Genomic DNA, 25,946 nt, shown 5'->3' on the forward strand with positions numbered 1-25,946 from the left:
TCAATGCGTTCTATGAGATGTGTCCTGAATGATATTATTTAAACTGTCCGGTCTGGCTGTAAAAGCCTTTTTTACCGAATCTGTTTTTGTTCCGTTTGTTCTTTTTATACCAACTACCTGGTTGGCATATTTAATATTAATGACTTCGTAAGCGTCCCAGCCTACGCGGGGAATGCCCTGTTTATAAAATGCCAGCAGGTTGCTAAACTTCGTTTGCAGCGAATCTGCATTGCCTAACAAAATACGATGATTACCCACACGCGGGATCAATTCCATTTCGTGCTGATCATTCACATAGATCTGCTCGATCTGCGCATTCCAAAGGCTGTCAGCAGTAATAAAGGCCGCAGCTTTATACAGGTCTTTCGCCACCGTTGTATGCAAGCTATCTACACGCCCACCAAAGGGCTCTTCGATGTTACCATTTGCGGCCAGCACCCTTGCGGTGAAGTTTGACGACAGCGGAATTTTCAACCCGTGCTGATCCACATAAAAATCCTGATCGAACCTGTTCATGATCCGCATCATTGGCTGGCGCTGCTCAATTTCCACCCGGATAACGCCATCCATATCGGCATAAACCTTTGCAAACTCTATAAATGGATTTGCCTTTAGTTTGTTTTCCAGCGCGTGCATGTTGATGTTCTCAATCTTACGGCCAATCAGCGTATGGCTGCTTACCTGCAAAATATTGTCCACCTCCTGCTTGTCTATAAAATACTGGCTGCCCGGTATATATACTTTTACATCTGTACATACCACCGAAGCTTCTTTCGTTTCAATAAAGCTCATGAGCACAATAATCCCACCCAACGATACCACCCAGGCCGTTGTGATCAGGATATTACGCCACAGCTTTTTCTTATTCATTACTTAAAATTTCCTTTAACGGTAAAACCAATGTGTCAATATCGCCTGCGCCAACCGTCAGCAATAGCTCAGGTTGTTCTTCTTTAACAACTGTTAAAGCTTCCGCCTTGCTTAGCAAACGCTTGTCAGTGGCCGTAACCCTGTCTAACAGCATTTGCGAAGTAACACCCGGAATAGGCAGTTCCCTGGCCGGATAAATTTCCAGCAGGACCAGTTCATCTGCCATACTTAATACCTCTGCAAACCCATCGGCAAAATCGCGGGTACGGGTAAACAAGTGCGGCTGGAACATCACGGTCAGCTTTTTATCCGGGTAAATTCTTTTCACTGATGAGATGCAAGCGCGCAACTCCTCCGGGTGATGGGCATAATCGTCGATATAAATATGCGCCGGCTTCTTTACAATATACTCGAACCGACGTTTTACACCACGGAACGCGGTTAACGCTGCCTTTACAGCTTCAGACGATACCCCTGCCAATAAAGCCGCTTGGGTAGCCGCGACAGCATTTTCGACATTGTGCATACCCGGGATACCCAGGTGAATATCTTTAATGACCACATCCTTATGATGGAAGTCGAAATAGAATTCACCGCCTTCTATCCTGATGTTGTCTGCATAAACATCTGCCTGCTCTTTAATGCTGTAGGTATAAGTATGGTCGATCTCTAACCCCTTTTTAGCAATTATGCTTCCATTGGCTTTCATCTGACCGACAAACAAGCGGAACGATTCCGTCAGGTGACTATGATCGCCGTAGATATCCAGGTGGTCCGCATCCATAGAAGTCACCACGGCAATATCCGGGTGCAGTGTCAGGAATGAGCGGTCATACTCATCAGCCTCTACTACCATGATGTTATTTTTGCCATATAACACGTTAGTGTTATAATTGGTAGAAATACCGCCTAAAAATGCTGAGCAATCTTTACCTGAATGTTTCAGGATATGGGCAACCATAGTAGAGGTAGTAGTTTTACCATGTGTGCCTGCTACCGCGATGCAGTACATCCCTTCGCTGATGATACCTAATACCTGCGAACGTTTGTATAGCGTGAACTGCTGATTGATAAAGAAATTCAGGATGGCTGAATCTTTAGGAATAGCAGGTGTAAAAATGATCAGCGTATGCTCATCAGGTGTATGAAATTCAGCAGGAACCAGCACTTCATTATCATCAAAAACGATATCAATGCCTTCGTGCGTTAATTCGGTGGTTAAAGGCGTAGAAGTACGATCATACCCGGCCACCCTGCAACCTAAATGTGCAAAGTAACGGGCAAGGCCGCTCATGCCAATACCGCCAATACCAACCAGGTAAACCCGCTGTATGTTACTTAATTTCATTTTCTATTATTAATCAGGTTAATCACCTCATTTGCAATATCCTCATCGGCATTGGGCAAAGCCAGTTTACCGATATTTGCGCCCAATTGTTGCTGTTTTTCTGCATTATTTAATAATTGCAGTACTTCATCAACCAAACCGGCTTCGGCATCCTTGTCTTTAACCAATACCGCCGCCTGTTCATTCACCAGCGCCTGCGCATTTTTTGTCTGGTGATCTTCGGCCACATTCGGCGAAGGCACCAATATCACTGGCTTTTTTACGATGCATAACTCTGCAATAGTACCGGCGCCTGCACGGGAGATGATCACATCTGCTGCTGCATAGGCCAGGTCCATGCGGTTTAAAAACTCCGTGATCACGATGTTCGGATGGTAATTCTCACCCAGTTCTTCGATCAACTTTTTATAATAAACCTTACCTGTCTGCCAGATCAACTGCACATCTGCATCAATGATCTTTTGCAAACCTGCCTTAATACTGTTATTTAACGTTCTGGCACCTAAACTTCCCCCGGTTACCAGGATAATCTTCTTAGCTTCAGAAAGTTTAAAATGCGCCAATGCTTCTGCCTTTTTCCCGGCTATCGCAACCGAATCTTTCCGAACCGGGTTACCGGTTTTGATAATCCTGTCTGCCGGAAAGAATTTATCCATCCCATCAAAAGCCACACAGATCTTCTTGGCACGTTTACCTAATGATTTATTGGTAATGCCTGCATAAGAATTCTGCTCCTGGATTAAAATAGGCACACCTTTTATCCATGCTGCGTACAGCAACGGACCGGAAGCATAGCCACCAACCCCTACCGCCACCTGAGGTTTAAATTCGTTAATGATCTGAATAGCCTTCAGCACACTGCCAATCATTTTAAAAGGCAGCAACAGGTTCTTCACAATCGAGCCCCGCTGGATACCCTGAATATTTAACCCAATAATTTTGTAACCCGCCGCCGGAACCTTTTCCATTTCCATTCGACCTTCGGCGCCAACAAATAAAATATCAGTTGCGGCATTGCGCTTCTTCAAAGCGTTGGCAATAGATACCGCCGGGAAGATATGCCCGCCTGTACCGCCGCCGCTGATGATGATACGCCCCCCATCCCCCTGAAGGGGGAGTTTAGTTTCAACTGATTTTTCTTGGTTATCTGTCATTACAAATCCTTTTATTCCCCCCTTCAGGGGGTTAGGGGGGCTTATGCTACTTCCAATATCTCGCCTACAACTACCTTTTTAGAACGGCGCTCATTAGCTGTATTTTCGCCTTGCTCTACCTTTGCCTGCTGCTCGTTTTCATCAATATGCCTGCTAACAGACAGGATGATGCCAAACGCCACGCTGGTAAACAAGATTGATGTACCACCCATACTTACCAGCGGCAGCGGCACACCACTCACGGGACCTAAACCCACGGCAATAGCCATATTGGCAAAAGCCTGAATGGTAAGGCTAAAGCTTAACCCGGCAGCTAACAAGGCCCCGAACGCCTTAGGTGCTTTGGTTACGATCTTCACACATCGGTACAGCAGGAACAAATAAATAGCCATTACCGACAACCCGCCTAACAGGCCGTATTCTTCAATAATAGTGGCATAAATAAAATCCGAATACGATTGCGGCAGGTAATTACGCTCTGTACTGTTACCCGGCCCCTTACCAAAAACGCCTCCGGTTGCAATGGCAATCTTGGCATGGTCTGCCTGGAAAGATTTATCCGGGTTAGCAAGTTCGGGGTGCATAAACGCGTTAATCCGTGAACGGTAGGTTGCGCGACGAGGGCCCAACAACACTACGCCTGCCAGTAACACCACACCTGCCAAACACACTACCGAGATCTGCTTTACACTAATACGGCCCATAATCAACAACAACACGCTAACGCCAAACAGCATTAATGCGGTAGAAAGGTTGGCCAATGCAATCAGGATAAACACTACGCAAACAGAACCCATAATCGGGATAAAAGATTGCTTTACATCCTTAATATTCTCCTGTTTACGGGAAAGCGTACGTGCCAGGTAAGTGATCAGCGCAAGTTTCGCCAAGTCGGAAGTCTGGAACGTTAACCCAGTACCAGGGATAGCCACCCAACGGCTGGCATCATTCACGTGGCTACCAAACAATAAGGTATACAACAACAACGGAATGGTAATTACCATCAGCACTTTGGAAATGCCCGAATAGTAGCGATAATCCAGCTTGTGCGAAATGTACATCAGCGCGATACCACCAAAGATCATGGCCATGTGCTTGATCAGATAAGACTCTGCACCTGTACCCTTCTGGTAAGCCAGCGTACCGGTAGAACTATACACGGCCATCATAGAAATGATAGACAGCATGATGACGATCAACCAGATCCACCTGTCGCCTTTTGTTCTTGCTAATAACTTATCCATGATCTATTATTTAGGATTCGGATGTTCAATTCGCCCTTCGACAAGCTCAGGGTGACAATAGTTTTTTAAATCTCCGGGCTCTTGATTCTTGATTCTTAAGCCTAAAGCTCCATTACTGCTTTCTTAAACTGGTCGCCGCGGTCTTCGTAGTTCTTAAACAAGTCGAAGCTTGCGCAAGCCGGCGATAGCAACACGGTATCGCCTTTATTAGCCAAATGATACGATACATATACCGCTTCTGGTGCCGACTTGGTATCGATAATTTCTGATACCATTCCGGCAAATGCCTCATGAATGCGGGTATTATCTTTACCCAGACACACGATGGCTTTAACCTTTTGCTTTACCAGATCATTCAGCATGGAGTAATCGTTGCCTTTATCAACACCGCCCAAAATCAGGATCACGCCTTTAGGCATGCTTTCCAATGCGTACCAGGTAGAGTTTACGTTGGTTGCTTTGGAATCGTTAATAAAGTTGATGCCCTGGATTTTGGCAACATGCTCCAGCCTGTGTTCTATATTCCTGAAATCGCCCATACTCTCGCGAATAGTTTGATTCCGTAACTCCAGCACTTTTGATACAATTCCAGAGGCCATAGAATTGTAAATGTTGTGCTTCCCCTGCAAAGCCAGATCGTTGATTGACATGTTAAATAGTTCTTGTTGTTGATTAGTAGTTATAATTATCGTATCGTTTTCCAGGTATGCGCCTGGTTGTACTTTTGTTGTTATTGAAAAAGGCAACAGCTGTGCACCAAAGGTGCGGCTCTCCATCCCTTTAACCGTTTCCGGGTCGTCTGCGCAGTAGATTAAATAATCTGCTGCTGTTTGATTTTGAGCGATGCGGAACTTCGAAGCCACATAGTTCTCCATCTTGTATTCGTAGCGGTCCAGGTGATCGGGCGTGATATTCAGCAACACAGCAATATCTGCCTTGAACTGATACATATCATCCAGCATAAAGCTGCTGATCTCTAACACATAGTAGTCGAACCGCTCGGTTGCTACCTGGTAGGCAAAGCTTTTACCGATGTTACCTGCCAGACCTACATTTAGTCCCGCTTTTTTCAGGATATGGTAGGTTAAACTGGTGGTAGTTGTTTTACCGTTCGAGCCGGTAATGCAGATCATTTTTGCATTGGTGTACCTGCCTGCAAATTCAATCTCGGATATTACCGGGATGCCTGCTTCGCGCAGTTTCTTAACCAGCGGTGCCTTCTCTGGTATACCCGGACTTTTTACTACTTCCGACGCATTCAAAATCAACTCCTCGGTATGCTGCTGCTCCTCAAAAGAGATATTCCACTGCTGTAATTGCTCTTTATATTTTGGTGCGATAGCACCCATATCTGAAACAAAAACATCAAAACCCTGCTGCTGCGCCAGGTAAGCTGCGCCAACGCCGCTTTCGCCTGCACCCAGGATAACAAGACGCAACCTCTCCCCAACCCTTTCCAGAGGAGCGGGAGCTTTTTCAGGTTCGATATTTTTGTTTTCGTTCATTTCTCTTTTCTATTTAAGCCTCCCCTTGGGGGAGGTTGGTGGGGCTGATTATCTCAATTTCAACGTAATCACCGTTACTATCGCCAGGATGATGCAGATGATCCAGAACCGCGTAACAATCTTCGCCTCGTGAAATCCCTTCTTCTGATAATGGTGATGCAATGGCGCCATCAGGAATACACGACGACCTTCCCCGTATTTCTTTTTGGTGAACTTAAACCAGCCCACCTGAATAATAACCGACAGGTTTTCTACAACGAAGATTCCGCACAACAAAGGCAACAGCAGCTCTTTACGGATCATGATCGCAAACACGGCAATGATCCCGCCGATTGCCAAACTGCCGGTATCCCCCATGAATACCTGCGCAGGGTATGAATTGTACCACAAAAAGCCTACACAAGCCCCCACAAAAGCACCGGCAAAAATTACCAGCTCGGCCGAGTTGGGGATGTACATGATGTTGAGGTAATCTGCAATCAATGTATTACCCGACACATAAGCCAGTATGGCAAGTGTAAGCCCGATAATTGCCGACGTCCCCGTCGCCAGACCGTCTATACCATCTGTGATGTTCGCCCCGTTGGATATAAACGTGATAATGAAAATCACGAAGGCCAGGAATACCACCAGGGTATAATGCTCGTAACCTTTTCCCAGAAACTTCAGCACCTTGCCGTAATCGAACTCGTTGTTCTTGTAGAACGGCATCGTGGTTTTGGTCGACTTAATATCCTGGGTGTAAACCGGTGTATTTCCCTTCATGTGGAAGCCAACCGGCACATCATACTTCACAGGCAGTTTTACTTCCTGGCGAATGATGATGTTGCTGTTGAAATACATGGTATAACCAACAATCAACGCCAAACCAACCTGCCCGGTGATCTTGAACTTACCCGCCAGACCTTCTTTGTTCTTCTTGAATACTTTGATATAATCGTCCAGAAAACCGATTGCGCCCAGCCAAACAGTGGTGATCAGCATCAGGATCACATAGATATTATCCAGCTTTGCAAAAAGCAGCGTGGGGATAAGGATACCCAGCAGAATAATGATACCACCCATTGTAGGGGTGCCTTGTTTCTGCATCTGCCCTTCCAGACCCAAATTTCTGATAGTTTCGCCTACCTGTTTAAACCGGATATAGTCGATCAGCCTGCGGCCCCATACCGTAGTCACAATAAGCGAAGTAATAACCGCCATTGCCATACGGAAGGTGATATACTGAAATACCCCGGCCCCCGGGATATTATAGTTTCGATCTAAATAGTTGAAAAGGTAGTATAACATATAGGTCCTATTTAGGATTTTTGCCCTTCGACAAGCTCAGGGTGACAATCCGTTTGTTTATCATTCTTTTATATCATTAACCTTTATATACCTGTTACTAAATCTCCTTTGTGTCATGCTGAGCTTGTCGAAGCATAACCATCTACCTCTCCTAAGCGCCAAAAGCCTTTGTCAACTCCTCTTTATCGTCGAAGTGGTTCTTCACTCCTTTTATGTCCTGGTATTTCTCGTGCCCTTTACCAGCCAGCAGAATAATATCGCCCGGCTTTGCCAGGTGTACGGCTGTTTTAATTGCCTCTCTGCGGTCTACAATACTGATGGTTTTGCGGGCGTTTGAAGCGTCAACTCCTGCTTCCATATCTTTAATGATCTGCGCAGGATCTTCCGAACGTGGATTATCTGATGTCAGGATCACCTTATCGCTCCAGTCGCAGGCTACCTTTGCCATTACGGGGCGCTTGGTTTTATCCCTGTCGCCACCGCAACCGATCACGGTGATCACCTGCTCATTTCCTTTGCGAATATCTTTAATGGTGCTCAGCACATTTTGAACCGCATCTGGCGTGTGGGCATAATCGACAATACCGATGATCTTATCCGGACCAACCACATAATCAAAGCGACCTTCAGCACCAGTCAATTTACTCAGGCTGGTTAAGGTTTTGGCCTTATCCTGATCGAGCAGCATCGCCGTAGCATAAACTGCTAACAGGTTATAAGCATTAAAGCTGCCTACCAGCTTAAACCATACCTCCTCACCGTCGATGTTCAATTGCAAACCATCAAACTGGTTTTCAATCATCTTCACCTTATAGTCGGCCATGCTTTTTAAACCGTAGGTCTTTTTATAAGCCTTGGTGTTTTGAAGCATTACCAGACCATTGCGGTCATCATTATTAGTCAGCGCGAAAGCATTTTTTGGCAAGCCATCAAAAAAGGCTTTTTTAGCTTTCAGGTAATTATCAAAAGTACCGTGGTAATCCAGGTGATCATGGGTGATGTTGGTGAATATCGCACCAGAAAACTGCAAACCTGCGATACGTTGCTGGGCAACCGCATGTGAGCTTACCTCCATAAAGCAATAATCGCAGCCACGTACCACCATCTCGTCCAGCAAGGCGTTTAAAGCCACCGGATCCGGCGTGGTATGCGTAGAAGGAATTACCTTTCCGTTGATCTTATTTTCTACTGTTGACAGCAAGCCTACTTTATAGCCTAAATCAATAAACAGCTTATATAATAAGGTAGCAACTGTTGTTTTACCGTTTGTGCCGGTTACGCCAACGAGTTTTAATTTACCTGATGGCTTATCGTAAAAATTAGAGGCCAGTTGACCGAGTGCACGGGCAGAATCTGCCACCATCAGAAAATCCGCTTCTGCCGCGGTATGGCCCGGCAGTTCTTCACAAACTACAGCTACAGCGCCTTGCTTTATTGCCTGCTCGATATAATCGTGCCCATCTACCTGTGTGCCTCTTACGGCAACAAATAACGTCCCCGGAACTACCTTACGCGAATCTGCCGTAATCAGCGAGATCTCTACATCTGCCGCACCCTGCAATTCGGTAAAGGCTACCCCCTCAATAATTTCGCTCAAGTTTCTCATTCCAGTTCAATTGTTATTTTAGAACCTTTAGGTATAATACTGCCACCTGTTACAGACTGCCTTTTAACCAGGCCACTTCCTCTTACCGCCACTTTATATCCTGCGTTACCCAATACAAACAGGGCATCGCTTAAACCCATGCCGGTTACAGATGGCACCAGCTCTGTTTTACGTTTTGCCAGCGTACCTCTTTTTTCGGTAGTATCGTTATCCTCGCCAACAGTGCTATCACTTGCCTGTACACCCCGTACACCCAATTTATTCATCACCTGGTGAAGCGCTTTTCCATTGCCCGATTTCGCAGCCGGTTGTAAAATACCAGCAAAGCGTACGGGCGACTGGTGATTGATCTCCAGGTCGTTAGAATAAACTTTATCTGCAATCTCCCTGAACACCGGCCCAGCCACTTCTGCTGCATAGTAACCATGTTTAGGATCATTAATCACTACAATCAGCGAATACTTCGGTTTATCTGCCGGGAAGTACCCGCAGAAAGATGCCTGGTATTGCCGTTTGGCTTTATAACCGTTTCTGCCATCTGCTACCTGCGCGGTACCTGTTTTACCGGCAACTTTATAAAGCGGGTTATAAATAATCCCCTTACCGGTACCTTCACTTACCACGCCTTCCAGCATTTCGTGCATCTTCTTCAGCGTTTCATCCGAACAGATCTTATCATTGATCACTTTGGCATGGAACTGTTCTATGGTATTACCAAGGCGTTTGATCTCGCGAACAAAGATTGGTGCAACGTACCTGCCATTATTTGCAATCGCATTATAGAACGACAGCATTTTCAGCGGCGTTAGCTGCATTTCATAACCGTAAGCCATTTGCGGCAAGGTCATGTTCTTATTCCAGCTGCGGTTCTTCGGGTTTTTCACCACCGGCTGCGCTTCGCCTGGGATTTGAAGACCCAATTTCTCGTTCAGCTTCCAGTCATATAAATGGTCTGTAAACTGCGATTGGTTTTCGTGATAAGCATTATTCACCAGGTAAGCTACCGCTGCGTTAGAAGAAGTTTCGAAGGCACGCTTTACCGATACCACACCAATACTTCCGTGCGAATCAACGATGGTTTTACCCGGAATATGGTAACTGCCGGTGTTTACGCGGGTGCTGGTATCTACCTTATGATCTTCCAGCAGGGCCATGTATGAAGCTACTTTAAAGGTTGAACCAGGATCCTGATTACCGGCGATGGCATAATTGAACTGCTCTTTATACTCTCCAGGTGCGACTTTCGTATAATTAGCAACCGCTCTTACCTCGCCGGTAGCGACTTCCATCAGGATCACGCAACCATGATCGGCTTCACTTTTTATCAATTGTTTTTCAAGTGCGTTCTGCGCCACATCCTGAAAATTAACATCTATCGTAGAAATAATATCTGCACCGTCTTTAGGTGAAATTTCTTCTTCTGTATTTACCGGCATCCACACACCGCCTGCGATGCGCTGCATCAGGCGTTGACCATTCTCGCCGTTGATATATTCTGCATAAGCCCCTTCCAGGCCTACCGGGTTTTTAATATTCTCGTTCTTGTAACCGATGGTACGGGCGGCCAACGCACGGAAAGGCAGAATGCGCTTGTTCTTCTGCACAATGATCAACCCGCCTTTGTACTTACCCATGTTAAAAATCGGGAACTGGCGGATCTTCTTTAGCTCCTGGTAAGTTACCTTCCGGCGGATCAATTGATAACGGTCTTTATCCCGGCGGGCATCGCGCAGTATGCGCGCATACTCCCTTTCAGACTTATCGCCAAAAAAAGCAGATAGCTTCATCGCCAGCGAATCCACCTTCGAGTAGAAGATCTTGTCATCAGCAATACCACCAGCCAGCATATCCATATGCAGTTCGTACTCGGGTACAGAGGTGGCCAACAAGCTACCATCTACAGAAAAAATATTGCCGCGGGCAGCCTCTACATTCATGTACCGTGTAGAAAGCGCTTTAGCCATAGAACGCCATTTTTGCCCCTGCGCAAACTGCACCCGGAACAACTGCACCACTACAAGCCCGGCAAACAGGATAATTAACCCGAAAGCCAGGTACACCCTTAACAATATGTTGGTCCTGATACTCATGGCTGCTCCTCCGCTTTTACCACAATTTTTTGTGGCGGTTCAACAGAAACATGTACGCCCAGGGTATCTGCACGTTTAGCCACTTCGGTCAACGTGCTTTTGAAAGCCAGTTCGGCCTTGGTGCTCTTGTAATCCCAGCCCAGCTCTTTTACCTCTTTGCTGATCTTATCGATATCGCGTAGGTTACGCTCTGCAAGGTGGCGGTTAGCAATATAGATCATGCCCAAAAAGGACAGGAATAAAATAAACGGCAACGCACGGGTAACATCGTCTGTGCTGACGAAACCCTTGCTTAAAAATGAAGTCAGGAAATTCTCAGGATCCCGTTTGCGCGGTTTTTCAACCACCTCAGGCTCCTGCACCAATTCCTCTTCCTCAATCTCTGTGATCAACCGGTTCATTTCTTAACTGCTATTCTTAGTTTGGCACTACGTGCCCTGTTATTCTCTTTAATTTCCTCTTCAGACGCAGTGATGGCCCCACGGCTAACTGCTTCTAATGGGCGGTTATCGTTACCATAAATATCTTTTTCTATCTCGCCGCTAAATTTTCCTTTAGCTATGAAGTTCTTCACCAGCCTATCCTCCAGCGAGTGGTACGACATCACCACCAACCTGCCGCCCGGCGCCAGCACTTCAGCTGCCTGGGTAAGGAAATCCTTCAGGGCTTCCAATTCCTGATTTACCTCTATCCGCAAAGCCTGAAAAACCTGCGCCAGGTATTTATTTTCTTTACCGCGGGGAATTAACCCCGAGATGGCATTTTTTAAATCTGCAACCGTATTTATCGGCGTGTTTAACCGTGCAGTTGCAACAGTACGGGCGAGCGATTTTGCATTTTGTATCTCGCCGTAAATACCGAAGATGCGATGCAGATCTGCTTCTTCGTAGTTGTTTACCACTTCTTTAGCCGTCAGGCTATCGGCCTGGTTCATCCGCATATCCAGCTCTGCATCAAAGCGGATAGAAAAACCGCGGTCGGGCTGATCGAACTGGTAAGACGAAACCCCCAGGTCTGCCAGGATACCATCTACCGGAACAGCGCCATGTAGACGGCAGAAGTTTTTGAGGTAACGAAAGTTCTGATCTACAAAAACAAAGCGCTCATCCTCAATGATATTCCGCTGCGCGTCTGCATCCTGGTCAAAAGCCAGCAACCTGCCTTTAGCGCCCAAATACTTCATAATCTCGCGCGAATGACCGCCGCCGCCAAAGGTTACATCTACATAAGTACCATCAGGGCGAATATTCAACCCCTCGATGCACTCCCGCAGCATTACCGGAACGTGATAGTTAGTCATCATTCCTCCTTCCTAAACCACCCATTACCTCTTCGGCCAGGTTGGCAAAGTTTTCCGGCTCGGCATCCATCTGCTCGTCATAAGCTTTCTGATCCCACACCTCTATCTTATTAAACTGGCAAGCCAGTACCACTTCACTACCAATGCCCGCATATTCCAGCAAGGCCTTCGGCAACAGGATGCGGCTGTTGCTATCCAACGTCAGCTCTGTAGCACCACGGGTAAAGTAGCGGATAAACTCACGCGTACGTTTCTCGTACTGGTTTAGCTTGCTTAGATCGTCTATGATTGCGTTCCACTCTTTGCGGGTATAGATCACTAAATGCTTTTCAAAGCCACGATTGATCACAAGGCCCTCACGCTCAGCTTCTGGAAGCTGTTTCTTGAGGCCCGAAGGGATCATCATCCGCCCTTTGGCATCCAGTTTACACTCAAATTCTCCTAAAAAGTGGGACATCTATAGTCTTTCGGCAAAATTCCTATGTAAAAGTAAAACACATTTTCCACTTTGTACCACTTTTTCCCACCAAAAAGTTTTCAACAATTTTAACTAAACAGAAAAGCCCCACCGTTTCCCACAGTGAGGCTTGTACTTAGGTTTATTCAATACTTTTTAAAAAGGCAAAACGGCCTTTAAGCATATATTACGGCCCATATTATAAATTCCGGTGCGTCCGTTTGGCGACTGACTATAGTATTCGAAATACTTAAGGCGGTTTAAATGAGATTGGTACGGTGTATCAAAAATGTTATTGACCTGCAACATCAGCTGTAGGCAATGTTGCCTGGTATAACGTATTTCTGCACCGGCTGATAAATCGATCAGCGTATAACCTGCCGTGGCTGTCTCGGTATTATTTAAAGCCAAAAAACGGTTTTGAGCGCCGTTAAAATCAGCTTCTGCTTTAAACTTAAAAGAATTAACCCACCCCTGTTTTAGCTTAAACTCCTGCTGAATACTACTAAGCAAACGAAAAGGGGGAATAAGTGGGAGAAACTCGCCCTGTATACCTGCCCCTTTATAACGCACGCTTCTGTTGAACCCATAATTGATAGTAAAAGCATTATCAAAGGAAAAGCCTGCCATTCCCTCGGGAATGATACTTAGCGTAGCTTCCAGGCCATATAATTGTGCCCGAGATTGCTGGTATTGGTAGGTTTTGTTACCCTGCGCATCGGTGATGGAGTTACCAGAGGCATCTGTAAGCTGGGTAAGATAGATGTAATTAGTTATGTTATTATTGAATACACTTAAAGAAGCCGATACGTATTGGTTGGAGAACTCGCCCCCCAGGTCTTCCTGCAAAGAAAACTCGGGCTCGAAGCTGCGGTTACCCAGGTAGACAATGTGCGCACCGGGGTCTAATCCGTTTGACGCATATTCCGTAATACTTGGCGCACGGTAACCACGGGCGATATTAGCCTTCAGGCTCAGTTGCTCGCTTACTTTATAGGTAGTACCCAGGCTTAAAGAAACGCCGTTGAATTGCTGATCGATCGTAGGGAATTGCAGGTAAGCATTATTTATATTTCCAGCCACACGGCGACTAAAACCCGTTACAGGATCGGTGGCTGTATAAAAATCTTTACCGCGTAAAAAGCGTTGATCGTATCTCAGGCCTCCGCCTACCGTCCATCGCTCATAGCTCCATTTTAAAAAGGCATACGCCCCGGCATCGAACAAACGGTAATCCGGGATCGGGAAGTCGGTTGCATCTTTGCTTTTATTATCCTGGTACATCCCATTGATTCCCGTCGAAAGCATGGTATTGTTAAAGAGCGGGACGTTATAATTAAAGGCATAATTGACGGTGTTCAGCCTCACATACATGCCGGCCTGATCTGGTTGCGTTGGGTGATTATACTCGCGGCGGATATTCTGCTGAAAGGCCACTGAGAAATCGATATCCCCTGCCCCTATCGAATATTGGTTTTTAGTATAAACACGGTAATGTTGAATATGCTGATGCAGCGGACTCAGCTGATAACTGTTCAGGATATTTTCCGGGACGATTGGCCGTTTCGTCACATCATCTGCTGCGCCTTCTGCTACCTGGTAGGTAAACCGGCGGGCAAGTGAATCACGGCTGCCATCGGGTATGCCCTGAAGGTTATTATATAAGGTAAGGTTGAGAGAGGAATAACCTTTTGCGGAGCTATACTTAACAGTACCCAACGCATTCATCTCCCTGAAGCCGGTATTATAAACCCGCCCGTCGATCTGGTTAGTATAATTTCTTGCTATGCGGTAAGAAGCAGCCGCAACGTAGCTCCACCTTCCCGAACGGTAAGTTAAACGCATCCCGTTACCGATAAGCCCGTTGTTGCTCTGGTATTCGCCAAAATATTTGCCGCGCAAACCACTATCGGCAACGCCAGCGGGAATTAAACCCACCACCCCTGCCAGCGCATCAGAACCATAGATCAAACTTGATGGCCCTTTAACCACTTCTGCCCGGACAATGTGATAGGCATCTACTTCTATCCCATGCTCGTCTCCCCACTGCTGCCCTTCCTGCCGTATACCGTCATATAAGGTAAGCACCCTGTTATACCCCAAGCCGCGGATAAATGGTTTGGAGATATTCGGCCCGGTTTTAACGGCATTCAAGCCCGGAACGCTTTTTACCAATACATCTACGATGTTACTTTCAGCAGCCTGTTCTATCTTTTTAGTGGATACCCCTACCACCGGGATGGGGTTTTCTCTTGCCAGCGTTGCCCGCGATACGCCGGTAACCACCACTTCATTAAGATGGCTTTTTACAGGTTCAAGTTTAAGGGTATAGAATTTCTTTTCGCGCATGAGCTTTAATGTATCTGAACGATAACCAATACAAGACGCTATTAGCACAGAGTTAAAAGCCTGCTCCGTCAACTTTAAGCTAAACCTTCCCTTACTTTCGGTTGTGGTTCCGTGCGGATGCCCTTTTACCGCGACGGTACCAAAAGCAATGGGCTGGTTAGTTTGCTTATCCAGGATAACTCCGGCAATTTCTAAGTACTGAGCCCATAAAACGTTACTATTAGCAAAAAGAAACAAAACAAGCAACACCAAACGTAAATGAATAACCATAAACATTTTTTAAGATTAACAATATTAATAAAATTAGGTATACCTAATTTTATTCTACAAAGTAAACAATGTTTATGTTTGTAAGGAATTAAAATTTCGAATGCAGACTTTATCTGAAGAGAACTACCTGAAGGCGATTTACCGGCTATCGCAACAAGGCGATAAAAAGATTACCCCGACAGCCGTCGCCGAACAGTTGAATAATAATCCGGCGTCGGTAATTGACATGATCAAGAAGCTGACCGATAAACAGCTGATCAGTTATGATAAGCGTAAGGGTATCAACCTAACTAAGAAAGGCGCTGATGTGGCAACTTTGGTTGTCCGCAAGCACCGGCTTTGGGAAGTTTTCCTGCTGGATAAACTAGGTTATCGCTGGGACGAAATCCATGACATCGCTGAAGAACTGGAACATATCAGCGATGATACCCTGGCAGACCGGTTGGATAAGTTTCTGGGGTTCCCGGAGTATGACCCTCACGGCGACCCTATCCCTAAAGCGAATGGTAAAATGCCGGAAAGCTATACCCTAACGCTATCAGCTGCACCGGTCGGCACGGTTTGCCGTGTGGCCGCAGTTAGGGACACCAGTGCAGAGTTTCTCCGATACCTTCATAAACTGAACATTAGTATCGGCACTGTTCTGGAAGTGAAAGAGAAGATTTCTTTTGATGATTCTATTATACTAGGTATTAATAACGAAAACGAGACTGCTGTTTCCAGTAAATTCGGTGAAAATATTCTGATCAGGATTTAATGCAATCCGAAATATGGTGTTTCATTTGGTGAATTGAACCTCGGCAGGGCCGGATAATTTTTCAATATGGCAACGGCACCCTCCGGCGATTTTAAAAGTGGTTGAAAGCGTTTGGCCTGAAGCCGGATTTTTTGCCGTTACGATGACTACGTCGCCATCCTGGGCGATATCTTTCAGGTTAGAATCATTCGCTACGGTATAATATCCTACATATCCTTGATTAGCCCCTGAGTAAGGTACCTTCGTTTTGGTACGCGCATTTACCGATGTAAAATCAGTTACAGCTGTGGCGTTCCCGTCCTTATCTAAGAATTTTACCGTTACACTCGCAAAGTTGAGGGTACAGGCCATCGGCTCGCAAGCGACTACCGGCTTAGTTTCGTTTTTATGGCAACCGGCAAATAATACTATAGCGATAAGTAGAAAGAAATAGGTTTTCATCTTTAAGGTTTATTATTCATACGCGGGTTTTACAAAAAGCGCTACAAGCATTTGTAAGTATTTAATATCTTCATCCCCACATGATTATTATTATTCAATGCAAAGACCAGGTGGGCCTTGTTGCGGGCATTACTAATGTAATGGCCAGGTTTGCGCTTAATATTGTTTCCCTGGGCGAGCATGTGGATAAAAGCAACAACCGCTTTTTCATCCGCCTGAATGTAGAACCCACCGCCGATGCCAATGCATTAAAACAGGAGCTTCAGCACGTCTTGCCTGACGATGCAGAAATTGCCATTAACCCACTTCCGGAAAAGAAAATCGTTGTCCTGGTGACCAAAGAATACCATTGCCTGGCCGATATCCTGATCAGGAATTACTTCAGTACACTTGGCGCACAGGTACAGGCGGTGATCGGCAATTACGACGTACTGGCCGACGTTTGCCGACGCTTTGACGTCCCCTTCTACCACATCAGCCATGAAGGGAAGGAAAAACCAGTATTTGAAGAAGAAATTAAACAGGCCATCGACAACTACCAGCCAGATTACCTGGTACTGGCCAAATTTATGCGGATACTTTCACCTGATTTTGTTGCCAGCTATCCTTTACAGATCATCAACATCCATCACTCGTTCCTTCCTGCCTTTATCGGAGCCAACCCTTATCGCCAAGCCTATGAACGCGGCGTAAAACTGATCGGTGCGACGGCACATTTCGTGACCAATCAACTGGACGAAGGGCCGATCATCACCCAGCAGATCATCCCTATCAACCATGCGCTGAATGTAACCGACCTGACTAAAGCGGGAAAGGAAATAGAAACTGCTGTACTGGCAAGGGCATTACAACTGGTGTTTGACGACCGTGTACTGGTATTCCAGAACAAAACGGTAGTTTTTGACTGATGATGATTGATCATCTGTATTTGCAGATTAACCTATATTTGAATGCGAAGCCTCGTTGCTTCAGGAATTATTAAGATTTAAGAAATTGGAAGAAATACCTGCTTTACCTAAATTAAATAGCGAAGAAATACGTGTACTGGGTGCGCTGATGGAAAAAAGCCGTACCACACCCGATTATTACCCCATGACGTTGAACGCACTGGTAGCCGCGTGCAACCAGAAGTCCGCACGGAAACCGGTGGTAGATTATGATGAGGATACCGTAATTAAAACACTGGACACCCTAAAACGCAAAGGACTGATCTCGACAGCAACAGGCGGGTCGAGCCGGGCGACTAAGTACAAGCACAATTTTGCGATCGTATACCCGCTAATCCCTTCAGAACTGGCAATTATTTGCCTGCTGCTACTCCGCGGGCCGCAAACCCCTGGCGAGTTAAATACAAACTCTGGTAGGCTATATGAATTTGAAACGCTGGAAGACCTGCAACAAACGCTGAACAAATTAAGCAGCGAAGAGCAACCTTATATTCTTCAATTACCGAAACGACCGGGGCAGAAAGAGGCGCGCTATATGCACCTTTTAGGCGAAAGCCTTGAAATACCTGAGGACGATGAACCGGTAGAAAGACCAGGAAACAACTCTGGCTTGGAAACGCGCGTAGTCCAGTTAGAAACAGAAGTAGCGCTACTGCGCGAGCAAATGGATAAGCTGTTGAAGGAGTTGTTAGGATAAGCAATGGCAGAAAATATTGAAATTACCATTGCGACCATCGCCGATCTCGCAGATTTAGAGGTGATCTTCTCGCTCTATAGAAGTTTTTACGGAATGCCTCATGACAAAGAGGCTGCGATTGATTTTCTAAAGGAGCGCATACAGCAACAGGAGTCGATCATATTTTTAGCCAGAAAAAACAGCGCAATTGTTGGGTTCACCCAGCTTTTCCCAACTTTTTCTTCTGCTTCGTTGAAAAAGGTTTTTATCCTGAACGACCTGTATGTACTGGAAGAGGAAAGAAACCAGGGAATTGCCCGGCTTCTAATCAATAGATCTATAGAGGAAGCGAAATATGCAGGTTGTGTAAGAATATCGCTAAGCACAGCGAAAGATAACCCGGCGCAGTTGCTTTACGAAAAGATAGGCTTTAAAGAAAGCGGCTTTAAATTCTATAATTATACGATATAAAAGGATAGGGTTGAGACAGCCGTAATACTTATAACTTGCTAAATCGGCCATTAGCTACTTTCTTTAAGCCGTTAAAATAACGCAACTAAATTAAGCTCGTCGCTGGCAACGTAGTTTAACCCCTCCTAAATCCTCCCCGATAGGGAGGACTTTTTTTCCCTCTCCGTTGGAGAGGGTTAGGGAGAGGTCCTCCCCAGAATACAACAATTTGGAACGCTCACGTTTGTTCGTTGCTATAGTTTTCTTTTTCTAACGTCGGCTTGATTTTTGAACACTTTGTCTTAAGATAAAAGCGACTATATCAACCTTTCCGCTTTACTGTATCTTCACATACATTACGTAATGCGGGCCGATGCCCGGTATATCAAATTCGTCGGAGATAATTTCGAATCCAAGGTTAAGGTAAAAGGTGGCTGCTTTTTTACGCGCATTACACCAGATGTAATTTGCCTTTTGGCCACGCAGATAAGTGATGGCGAAATTTACAAGTTGATTGCCGATTCCTTTTCCGCGATGGCTTTCTATGGTAGCCATTCCGCGCAATTGGTAACCCAGGCCTTCGAAGTTCCCATAACCTTTAATGTAAAAGGAAGCAATGCAAGCCAACTGCTCGCCGGCAAAGTAACCCAGGTGAAAAGAACCTTCGTCCGTATCGCCTGCCCACCGGCACTCATCAAGCATAAGTTTCCCTTCGCGTAACACTTCGTTACGAACAGGTAATACGTCGTCGGCGGTTATAAATTTTATCATGCTTCTTGCCTATCTATTCTTGAATCCCTTATCCGTTCAACCAAATCTGCCAGCCTGCTCGAATAGCCCCACTCGTTATCATACCAGCCCACAACCTTGGTTAGTCCGCCTACTACCGAGGTAAGTTGTGCATCAAAAATACAGCTATGCGGGTTATCAAGAATATCGGTCGACACAATGGGGTCTTCCGTGTATTCGAGTACCGTTTTCATTTCATTTTCAGCAGCAGCCTTAAACGCCGCGTTAATTTCTTCAACAGTGGCGTCTTTTTTCAACCGGCAGGTAAAATCTGTAAGTGAACCATTTAAAACGGGGACGCGAATCCCGGCGCCGCCAAGTTTGCCTTCCAAATGCGGGAATATCGTGGTAATGGCTTTAGCTGCACCCGTAGTGGTAGGAATAATAGATGCCGAAGCCGCACGGGCACGGCGTAAATCTTTATGCGGCGCATCGTGCAGGTTCTGGTCGCCTGTCATAGAATGGACGGTGGTAATGTAGCCTTCCATCACGCCCCAATGGTCGTCCAATATATTTACCATTGCAGCTACGTTGTTGGTGGTGCAGGATGCGTTGGAAAGAACCGGCGCAGCAAGATCTATCTCCTGATCGTTAACCCCTAATACCACGGTAGGTACCTCTTTTCCGCCCGGCGCAGAAAGGATCACCTGCTTGGCACCGGCCTGCAAATGCAATTGCCCTCCTGCTAAAGAGGCATACTTTCCGGTCGATTCAATCACCAGGTCTATCGCTAATTCTTTCCATGGCAGGTTAGATGGCTCGCGCTCATTCAGCACCTGTATCTGCTCGCCGTTGATGAACAGATTTTGTTCATCATGGGTAACGGTACCCTTAAAACCACGGTGTACGCTATCATATTTAAACAGATGCGCCAGTGTGGCGGTATCTGTAATATCATTAATGGCAACAACCGTAATACCGGGCTTTGCCAGGATGTTTCGAAGGAAGATACGGCCGATACGACCGAACCCGTTAATAGCTATCCTCATGGCAATAAAATAAGGCTGCAAAGCTAAGTAAAAAGCATAAACTTGACGGGGGCGGTATGTCATCCGCGCTCCATCAATAATTATTTTAATTTTGCAACCATCTAACCCCGGATGAATGACACTGACTGAAAAACAACTTCCGCGTATTGTACTTACCCTGCTGATCTTACTTACGCTGATCGCAGGCATTGTCACTTACCTGCGACCGATGGCCATTTTCCCCGACCCAAGTTGGGGCTTCCAGGTAATGAAAGCCATGGAACACGGGCACGGTTTTAATATGAAGGTGGTACCAGACCAGCAGGATATCAACGAAAATTACGCCGAATTCCTCAGCTGGTGGTCGCCGGGGCAATACCTGGTACCTTACGTTTTCCGTACCTTATTTCATTTAAATATCGGCCAGGCCAGTGCGGTTACCATTTTGGTATGTGAAATTTTGGGCCTGCTTGGGTTTTATAGTTTCTTCAGAAAAGCAGGCTTTTCCCGCAATATTTCTGCAATCAGCATTGCTTTTATTGCCTCGCAGCTTTTTTATGTGTCGCCCTATGTATTCTACAATGGCGGCGAAGTACTGTTGTTTGGCTTTATGGGCTGGTTCCTGTACGGCTGTCTCAGCTTTAGCAAGGCGAACGACTGGCGGCTGCTGCTCTTTATTTTACTAAGCGGGCTAATGGGCTTCTGCTGTAAATCGTCTTTCATGTGGATGTTTGGCGCGGCCCTATGTTTTCTGTGGATAAACATTTCTTTACCAGAAAAGAAGCCGGTTAAATGGATCGTAAACGGCATTTGGCTGGGCATACCGGCAGTAGCTGCGGTTGCCGTAATTTACCTGGGCTACCTTTCGCGCGGGTTGACGCCTGCTTCCGGCAATAACCCGTTAAAGCTGCTTTGGGAAACGTTTGGTTATCCGCTGGCTTCGCCGCTATTATCCGGATTTTCTATTGACGAACTTACGTTAGGTTTGCTCTATCACCCGGATGGGCCGATGTTCAGCTACGCTGTTTCGGTATTGATCATTGTACTGCTGGCCGCGCTTAGCGTTGCGATCTTCATCGCCATATTAAAGAAAGTACCGTATCAATCTTACAAAACACTGCTTACGGTATTCTACGTGGCGGCGGTATTGTTCTTTGGCTATTCGTATTTAAAGCAACTGGCTATCTCTTATGAAGGCCGGCACTTCCGCATCATCGGCCTGATCTTTATTCCTGGTGTGATCTACCTGGTGAGCCGCTTAAAGATTGGCTATCGCGTTTTGTTCGGCTTGTTATGGGCTGGCTTATTAATAGCCAGCCTGAAATATGTGTCGACGGGATACCGCGTGAACAGGGATGAAAATTCGCACGGAGTAAGTGGGATTACCCAACAATTCCTGGATCAGAAATCGCTGAACACACTGATCAACTTAGACCGTACACATACCAACGCGATATTTGTATTCACCAGCCCTGATCTGGGCCTTGAAGTGGAGCACAACAGGTATATCACGATTGATCCTGTACCTGTCGACCTGAAGTATAGCCTGATGGATAACCTGCATTGCGGACACGGCGGACCGTTGTATATTTTCCTACCTGCAGATTGTGAAGGTAAACGAGCTGAAACTATCCTGAAGTGTTTTGAGGACTATCACAACTTCAAGGAAACGAAAATCACCGGCGATTACATCATGTATTCCGCCGATTAAACAGCTCGGTTAATTTCTTTCCAAAGCAGGTCTTTTAATTCTAAAATACCTTTTTGCGCAATTGAAGAGATAAACACCGACGGGATATGCGCAGGGATCTCGGCTTTCATTTCCTGCTGTAATTCGTCGTCCAGCAGATCTGTTTTGGTAATGGCCAGTACACGTGGCTTGTGCATCAGTTCCGGGTTATACTCCTCCAGTTCGTTCAGCAGGATCTCGTATTCCTGTTTAATAGTGCGGTTGGTATCGGCGGGTATCATAAACAACAATACTGAGTTACGCTCGATATGGCGAAGGAAACGGAAACCTAATCCCTTACCCTTTGAAGCGCCTTCGATAATACCAGGGATATCTGCCATCACGAATGATTTATTGTCGCGATAAGAAACTATACCCAAGTTGGGAACAATGGTTGTAAAAGCGTAATCGGCAATTTCGGGTTTCGCGGCAGACACTACAGAAAGCAAAGTAGATTTACCCGCGTTTGGAAATCCTACCAGACCTACATCGGCCAGCAACTTCAGTTCCAGGATATTCCATTCTTCTTTACCAGATTCGCCCGGTTGGGCAAAGCGCGGTGTTTGCTGCGTAGACGATTTAAAGTGCCAGTTGCCTAAGCCGCCACGACCGCCATCTGTAAGAATTTTGGTTTCGCCATCCTGCGTAATTTCGAAAATCACCTCGTTTGTTTCGGCATTTTTGGCGATGGTACCCAACGGTACTTCCAGTATCTCGTCGCGGCCGGTCTTGCCGGTTTTTAAGGCGCTGCCGCCAGACTCTCCGTCCCCTGCGATCACGTGCTTTCGGTATTTCAAATGCAGCAGTGTCCATAACTGCGCGTTTCCTTTAACAATCACATGTCCGCCGCGACCGCCGTCGCCGCCATCCGGGCCGCCTTTTGCTGTATGCTTATCGCGGTGTAAATGCGCAGAACCTGCCCCGCCTTTACCAGAACGGCAGCAGATTTTTACATAATCAACAAAATTTGAACCCTGAGACATATCTTTTTAATTTCGGATTTCGAATCTTCAATTTCGGATTTACCCTGATCTCTGACACGAATCAACTTTTTAATTTCGGATTTCGAAGCCTGTCTTTGTTAAACAAACTCCTTTATTAAACTAAAAACCCCTAAACATAGTTTTAGAGGTCTTATTTGCCGTTATAAGCGGCATCGTATTTTTAAAACTTAACAGCTGTTATTTCTCAATAACCTTGCAGATGCTATCAAAAATTTCTTCGATAGAACCAATGCCGTTAATGCTGGTAAATTTATGCTGCGCTTTATAGAAGTCTGCCACCGGAGCGGTTTTCTCATTGTATTCGCGGATGCGTTTGCGGATCACATCCGGGTTTGCATCGTCCGGACGGCCAGAGCTTTGACCGCGTAATAAAAGGCGATGCTCCAGTTCCTCGTCATTCACCTCCAGGGCGATCATGCACGAAATTTTAGAACCTTTGCTTTCTAATAAAGTATCAAGCGCTTCTGCTTGTGCTACGGTACGCGGGAAACCATCGAAAATAAAACCTTTGGCGTCTTTGTTGCTGTCCAGCTTATTGCTGATCATCCCGATTACCACTTCATCCGGAACAAGCAGGCCCTGATCCATCAGTTTCTTAGCCTCCAGGCCAAGCGCTGTACCGTTTGCAATTTCGCTACGGAGAAGATCACCGGTTGAGAGGTGTATCAGACCGAACTTTTCGATGATGTTTTGCGATTGTGTTCCCTTGCCGGCTCCGGGAGGGCCAAACAATACCAAGTTTAGCATGCGTTGATCTAAAAGTTAAAAAGCCTTTCTGCACATAGACGGAAAGGCTTAATTTTTAATGTGGACTTGAAGGGAGTCGAACCCCTAACCTTCTGATCCGTAGTCAGATGCTCTATCCAATTAAGCTACAAGTCCGGACCTTAAATCTTTCAGTTGTTCTGCCGTGGCGTCGCTTCCGAAAGGGAATGCAAAAGTAGTAATTTATTTGAAAGTTGCGAAACAACTCCAAAAAAAATTTAATGTTTTTTCTGAAAAAGATATTTAACATCCTTTAAATCTGCATACTAATTTGCGCGGCTTTCTGCCAATTTCAATGCCTGATACGCGTTTACAATACCGCCGGTACGGCAAAGATCAGCAAAAGCGATGTGCTTTATTTTACCCTTCCGTTCGATATCCACGTTGTGATTCACCTTTACAACAGAAGCTATGATAATCTCTTTTACCTGTACGGCAGTTAGTTTCGGATAATACGAGCGGATAAGCGCCGCTAACCCGGCCACTACAGGCGAAGCCATGCTGGTTCCCCCATATTCTACATAAGCAGAACCCGGAACGGTAGAATTGATCTTTATCCCCGGTGCAAAAACATCCACGGTTTGCTTGCCATAATTGGAAAAGTCGGCCTTTAAGGTTTGATCATCCCTGAATCCGGATGCACCTACCGTTAACCAAGCATCCGCATGGCCCCCATCGTTGTAAAACGGGGTAGGATAATTTGCTTTCTTATCCAGGTCTTCATTGTCGTTACCCGCTGCATGCACCAGTAACACATCTTTGCTCATGGCGTATTTAATGGCTTCATCTACCACTGCCTTATCTGTGCAATAAGGCCTGCCGAAACTCATGTTAATCACTTTGGCGCCATTATCCACCGCATACCTGATGGCGTTGGCAATGTCTTTATCTCGTTCGTCGCCGTTGGGTACACAATTGACAGACATGATCTGTACGTTGTTTGCCACACCCTTAACACCGATGCCGTTATCGCGGCTCGCGCCGATAATCCCGGCCACATGCGTCCCGTGCGTGGTAGTCGGCCCGTTTACGGTAGGGTTGCCATAGTAATGTTCGTTGCTGTTGTTATAATCATCGCCAACAATATCGCGCGAATCATAATCCAGGTTAAGGTGGTAATTAATTTCCTCATTACAGAATTTAATGGGGTCTATAATAGATTGCGCATAGAATTCCTTAAAGTTCTTTGCCTTGGGCAATTCGCGCATGGTCACCATCTTAACCTGCGCTTCCATGGGGTTGTCGGGAATAAAATCGGCAAAGTCTTCTAAAGTCGGTTCCTGCTTGCCTATTTTTTTAAAGACACGCTCATATACTGTTTTTACCTTCGTATAAAGATCGAGGTTCTTACGGGCATCTTCCAGCTTATCGTTCAGCTCGCGCGAAAGCTTTTGCTGCTGGTGATACTTAGCTAGCTCGTCTTTGCTAAGTTTAGTCGTATCAGCGTAGGCATACTTATACCAGTCTTTTTTCAGGATGCGGGTAATCTCCAGGTTATCAAACTCTACATTCCCCTTTTTCGACCCTAAGAAATTCCATCCGTTCACGTCGTCGGCATAACCATTATGGTCATCATCTATGCCATTCCCCGCTATTTCTTTTGTGTTAACCCAAATCACGTTTTTCAGGTCTTCATGATTAATATCAACACCACCATCCAGCACGGCCACAATCACCGGTACCGGCTTTTTATCTTTCAGTAATTCGTTATAAGCCTTTTCTGTGCTGATGCCAAACATGCCATCGGCCTGCAAGTCCAGGTTTTGCCAGTTGGCTTTTGGTCGGACGGGCTGGGCGATAGCAGAAATGGAAAACAGCAGCGGCAGGCAGAGGCCAATGACTTTTTTTAGCGAAGGAGTAATATTCAAAACTTTTGCGGTTAACGAAATTAAGCAGGTATGGTAAAGTATCAAGTATACAGCATGCCTTTGAAATAC

General features: G+C 45.9%; 23 protein-coding genes and 1 tRNA gene. 5 read left to right on the plus strand and 19 right to left on the minus strand.

Annotated elements, in window-relative coordinates:
• The 12 genes from MUY27_RS06705 to MUY27_RS06760 all read right to left on the minus strand — a co-directional run bounded on the left by MUY27_RS06705 (position 1) and on the right by MUY27_RS06760 (position 15,483).
• Positions 1 to 870 (minus strand): cell division protein FtsQ/DivIB, encoded by an 870-nt coding sequence (locus MUY27_RS06705; RefSeq protein ID WP_245129220.1) that lies wholly within the window; start codon positions 868 to 870, stop codon positions 1 to 3.
• Positions 863 to 2,218, minus strand: coding sequence for a UDP-N-acetylmuramate--L-alanine ligase (murC, locus tag MUY27_RS06710; protein WP_245129221.1), 1,356 nt, complete (start codon positions 2,216 to 2,218; stop codon positions 863 to 865). Before murC ends, MUY27_RS06705 begins: the two co-directional genes overlap by 8 nt.
• On the minus strand, positions 2,215 to 3,372 hold the full coding sequence (gene murG / locus MUY27_RS06715) for an undecaprenyldiphospho-muramoylpentapeptide beta-N-acetylglucosaminyltransferase (RefSeq protein WP_245129222.1): 1,158 nt from the start codon (positions 3,370 to 3,372) through the stop codon (positions 2,215 to 2,217). The genes murC and murG overlap by 4 nt, the downstream gene beginning before the upstream one ends.
• 41 nt (positions 3,373 to 3,413) lie before the next feature.
• On the minus strand, positions 3,414 to 4,616 hold the full coding sequence (locus tag MUY27_RS06720) for an FtsW/RodA/SpoVE family cell cycle protein (RefSeq protein ID WP_245129223.1): 1,203 nt from the start codon (positions 4,614 to 4,616) through the stop codon (positions 3,414 to 3,416).
• Between the two features lie 101 nt (positions 4,617 to 4,717).
• The gene (gene murD, locus MUY27_RS06725) at positions 4,718 to 6,121 is read right to left on the minus strand and encodes a UDP-N-acetylmuramoyl-L-alanine--D-glutamate ligase (protein ID WP_245129224.1); all 1,404 of its coding nucleotides are present in this window, start codon (positions 6,119 to 6,121) and stop codon (positions 4,718 to 4,720) included.
• 48 nt (positions 6,122 to 6,169) lie between these two features.
• Complete coding sequence (mraY, locus tag MUY27_RS06730) at positions 6,170 to 7,411, minus strand: phospho-N-acetylmuramoyl-pentapeptide-transferase (RefSeq protein ID WP_245129225.1); 1,242 nt, start codon at positions 7,409 to 7,411, stop codon at positions 6,170 to 6,172.
• Between the two features lie 151 nt (positions 7,412 to 7,562).
• Positions 7,563 to 9,017, minus strand: a complete 1,455-nt coding sequence (locus MUY27_RS06735; protein ID WP_245129226.1) for a UDP-N-acetylmuramoyl-L-alanyl-D-glutamate--2,6-diaminopimelate ligase — start codon at positions 9,015 to 9,017, stop codon at positions 7,563 to 7,565.
• A complete protein-coding gene (locus MUY27_RS06740) occupies positions 9,014 to 11,107 on the minus strand; it encodes a penicillin-binding protein (RefSeq protein WP_245129227.1) in 2,094 nt (697 codons plus the stop codon). Before MUY27_RS06740 ends, MUY27_RS06735 begins: the two co-directional genes overlap by 4 nt.
• Positions 11,104 to 11,508 (minus strand): FtsL-like putative cell division protein, encoded by a 405-nt coding sequence (locus MUY27_RS06745; RefSeq protein WP_245129228.1) that lies wholly within the window; start codon positions 11,506 to 11,508, stop codon positions 11,104 to 11,106. The genes MUY27_RS06740 and MUY27_RS06745 overlap by 4 nt, the downstream gene beginning before the upstream one ends.
• Positions 11,505 to 12,410, minus strand: coding sequence for a 16S rRNA (cytosine(1402)-N(4))-methyltransferase RsmH (gene rsmH / locus MUY27_RS06750; RefSeq protein WP_245129229.1), 906 nt, complete (start codon positions 12,408 to 12,410; stop codon positions 11,505 to 11,507). Before rsmH ends, MUY27_RS06745 begins: the two co-directional genes overlap by 4 nt.
• Positions 12,400 to 12,864: a division/cell wall cluster transcriptional repressor MraZ gene (mraZ, locus tag MUY27_RS06755; protein ID WP_245129230.1), complete on the minus strand. Its 465-nt coding sequence runs from the start codon at positions 12,862 to 12,864 to the stop codon at positions 12,400 to 12,402. The genes rsmH and mraZ overlap by 11 nt, the downstream gene beginning before the upstream one ends.
• 156 nt (positions 12,865 to 13,020) lie before the next feature.
• Positions 13,021 to 15,483 (minus strand): TonB-dependent receptor, encoded by a 2,463-nt coding sequence (locus tag MUY27_RS06760; RefSeq protein ID WP_245129231.1) that lies wholly within the window; start codon positions 15,481 to 15,483, stop codon positions 13,021 to 13,023.
• Between the two features lie 100 nt (positions 15,484 to 15,583).
• Between MUY27_RS06760 and MUY27_RS06765 the strand changes: the two genes are divergently transcribed.
• Positions 15,584 to 16,240, plus strand: coding sequence for a metal-dependent transcriptional regulator (locus tag MUY27_RS06765; RefSeq protein ID WP_245129232.1), 657 nt, complete (start codon positions 15,584 to 15,586; stop codon positions 16,238 to 16,240).
• Between the two features lie 21 nt (positions 16,241 to 16,261).
• Here MUY27_RS06765 and MUY27_RS06770 read toward each other — a convergent pair whose 3' ends face one another.
• Positions 16,262 to 16,681: a hypothetical protein gene (locus MUY27_RS06770; protein WP_245129233.1), complete on the minus strand. Its 420-nt coding sequence runs from the start codon at positions 16,679 to 16,681 to the stop codon at positions 16,262 to 16,264.
• 80 nt (positions 16,682 to 16,761) lie between these two features.
• On the opposite strand from MUY27_RS06770, the gene purU reads away from it, so the two are divergent.
• From purU to MUY27_RS06785, 3 genes are all read left to right on the plus strand, one after another.
• The gene (gene purU / locus MUY27_RS06775; RefSeq protein ID WP_245129234.1) at positions 16,762 to 17,589 is read left to right on the plus strand and encodes a formyltetrahydrofolate deformylase; all 828 of its coding nucleotides are present in this window, start codon (positions 16,762 to 16,764) and stop codon (positions 17,587 to 17,589) included.
• Between the two features lie 85 nt (positions 17,590 to 17,674).
• Complete coding sequence (locus tag MUY27_RS06780; RefSeq protein ID WP_245129235.1) at positions 17,675 to 18,325, plus strand: YceH family protein; 651 nt, start codon at positions 17,675 to 17,677, stop codon at positions 18,323 to 18,325.
• Positions 18,326 to 18,328: 3 nt separating this feature from the next.
• Entirely contained in the window at positions 18,329 to 18,775 is a 447-nt protein-coding gene (locus MUY27_RS06785) for a GNAT family N-acetyltransferase (RefSeq protein ID WP_245129236.1), read from the plus strand.
• Between the two features lie 315 nt (positions 18,776 to 19,090).
• On the opposite strand, the gene MUY27_RS06790 is transcribed toward MUY27_RS06785, so the two are convergent.
• Both MUY27_RS06790 and gap read right to left on the minus strand, forming a co-directional pair.
• Positions 19,091 to 19,525 carry a GNAT family N-acetyltransferase gene (locus MUY27_RS06790; protein WP_245129237.1) on the minus strand — a complete coding sequence of 145 codons (435 nt, stop codon included), beginning with the start codon at positions 19,523 to 19,525 and terminating at the stop codon, positions 19,091 to 19,093.
• Complete coding sequence (gene gap, locus MUY27_RS06795) at positions 19,522 to 20,532, minus strand: type I glyceraldehyde-3-phosphate dehydrogenase (protein WP_245129238.1); 1,011 nt, start codon at positions 20,530 to 20,532, stop codon at positions 19,522 to 19,524. Before gap ends, MUY27_RS06790 begins: the two co-directional genes overlap by 4 nt.
• 115 nt (positions 20,533 to 20,647) lie before the next feature.
• Here gap and MUY27_RS06800 point away from each other — a divergent pair, with 115 nt between their 5' ends.
• On the plus strand, positions 20,648 to 22,222 hold the full coding sequence (locus tag MUY27_RS06800) for a hypothetical protein (protein WP_245129239.1): 1,575 nt from the start codon (positions 20,648 to 20,650) through the stop codon (positions 22,220 to 22,222).
• Here the strand turns inward: MUY27_RS06800 and obgE are convergent.
• The 4 genes from obgE to MUY27_RS06820 form a co-directional block, all read right to left on the minus strand.
• Positions 22,219 to 23,223: a GTPase ObgE gene (gene obgE, locus MUY27_RS06805; RefSeq protein WP_245129240.1), complete on the minus strand. Its 1,005-nt coding sequence runs from the start codon at positions 23,221 to 23,223 to the stop codon at positions 22,219 to 22,221. The two genes, MUY27_RS06800 and obgE, sit on opposite strands and share 4 nt — an antisense overlap.
• A 198-nt stretch (positions 23,224 to 23,421) precedes the next feature.
• Positions 23,422 to 23,991 (minus strand): adenylate kinase, encoded by a 570-nt coding sequence (locus MUY27_RS06810; protein WP_245129241.1) that lies wholly within the window; start codon positions 23,989 to 23,991, stop codon positions 23,422 to 23,424.
• Between the two features lie 61 nt (positions 23,992 to 24,052).
• Positions 24,053 to 24,126, minus strand: a tRNA-Arg gene (locus MUY27_RS06815).
• Between the two features lie 149 nt (positions 24,127 to 24,275).
• The gene (locus MUY27_RS06820) at positions 24,276 to 25,877 is read right to left on the minus strand and encodes a S8 family peptidase (RefSeq protein ID WP_245129242.1); all 1,602 of its coding nucleotides are present in this window, start codon (positions 25,875 to 25,877) and stop codon (positions 24,276 to 24,278) included.
• Positions 25,878 to 25,946: the final 69 nt, after the last annotated feature.

The sequence above is a fragment of the Mucilaginibacter straminoryzae genome (genome assembly GCF_022953055.1).
Taxonomy (GTDB): Bacteria; Bacteroidota; Bacteroidia; order Sphingobacteriales; family Sphingobacteriaceae; genus Mucilaginibacter; species Mucilaginibacter straminoryzae.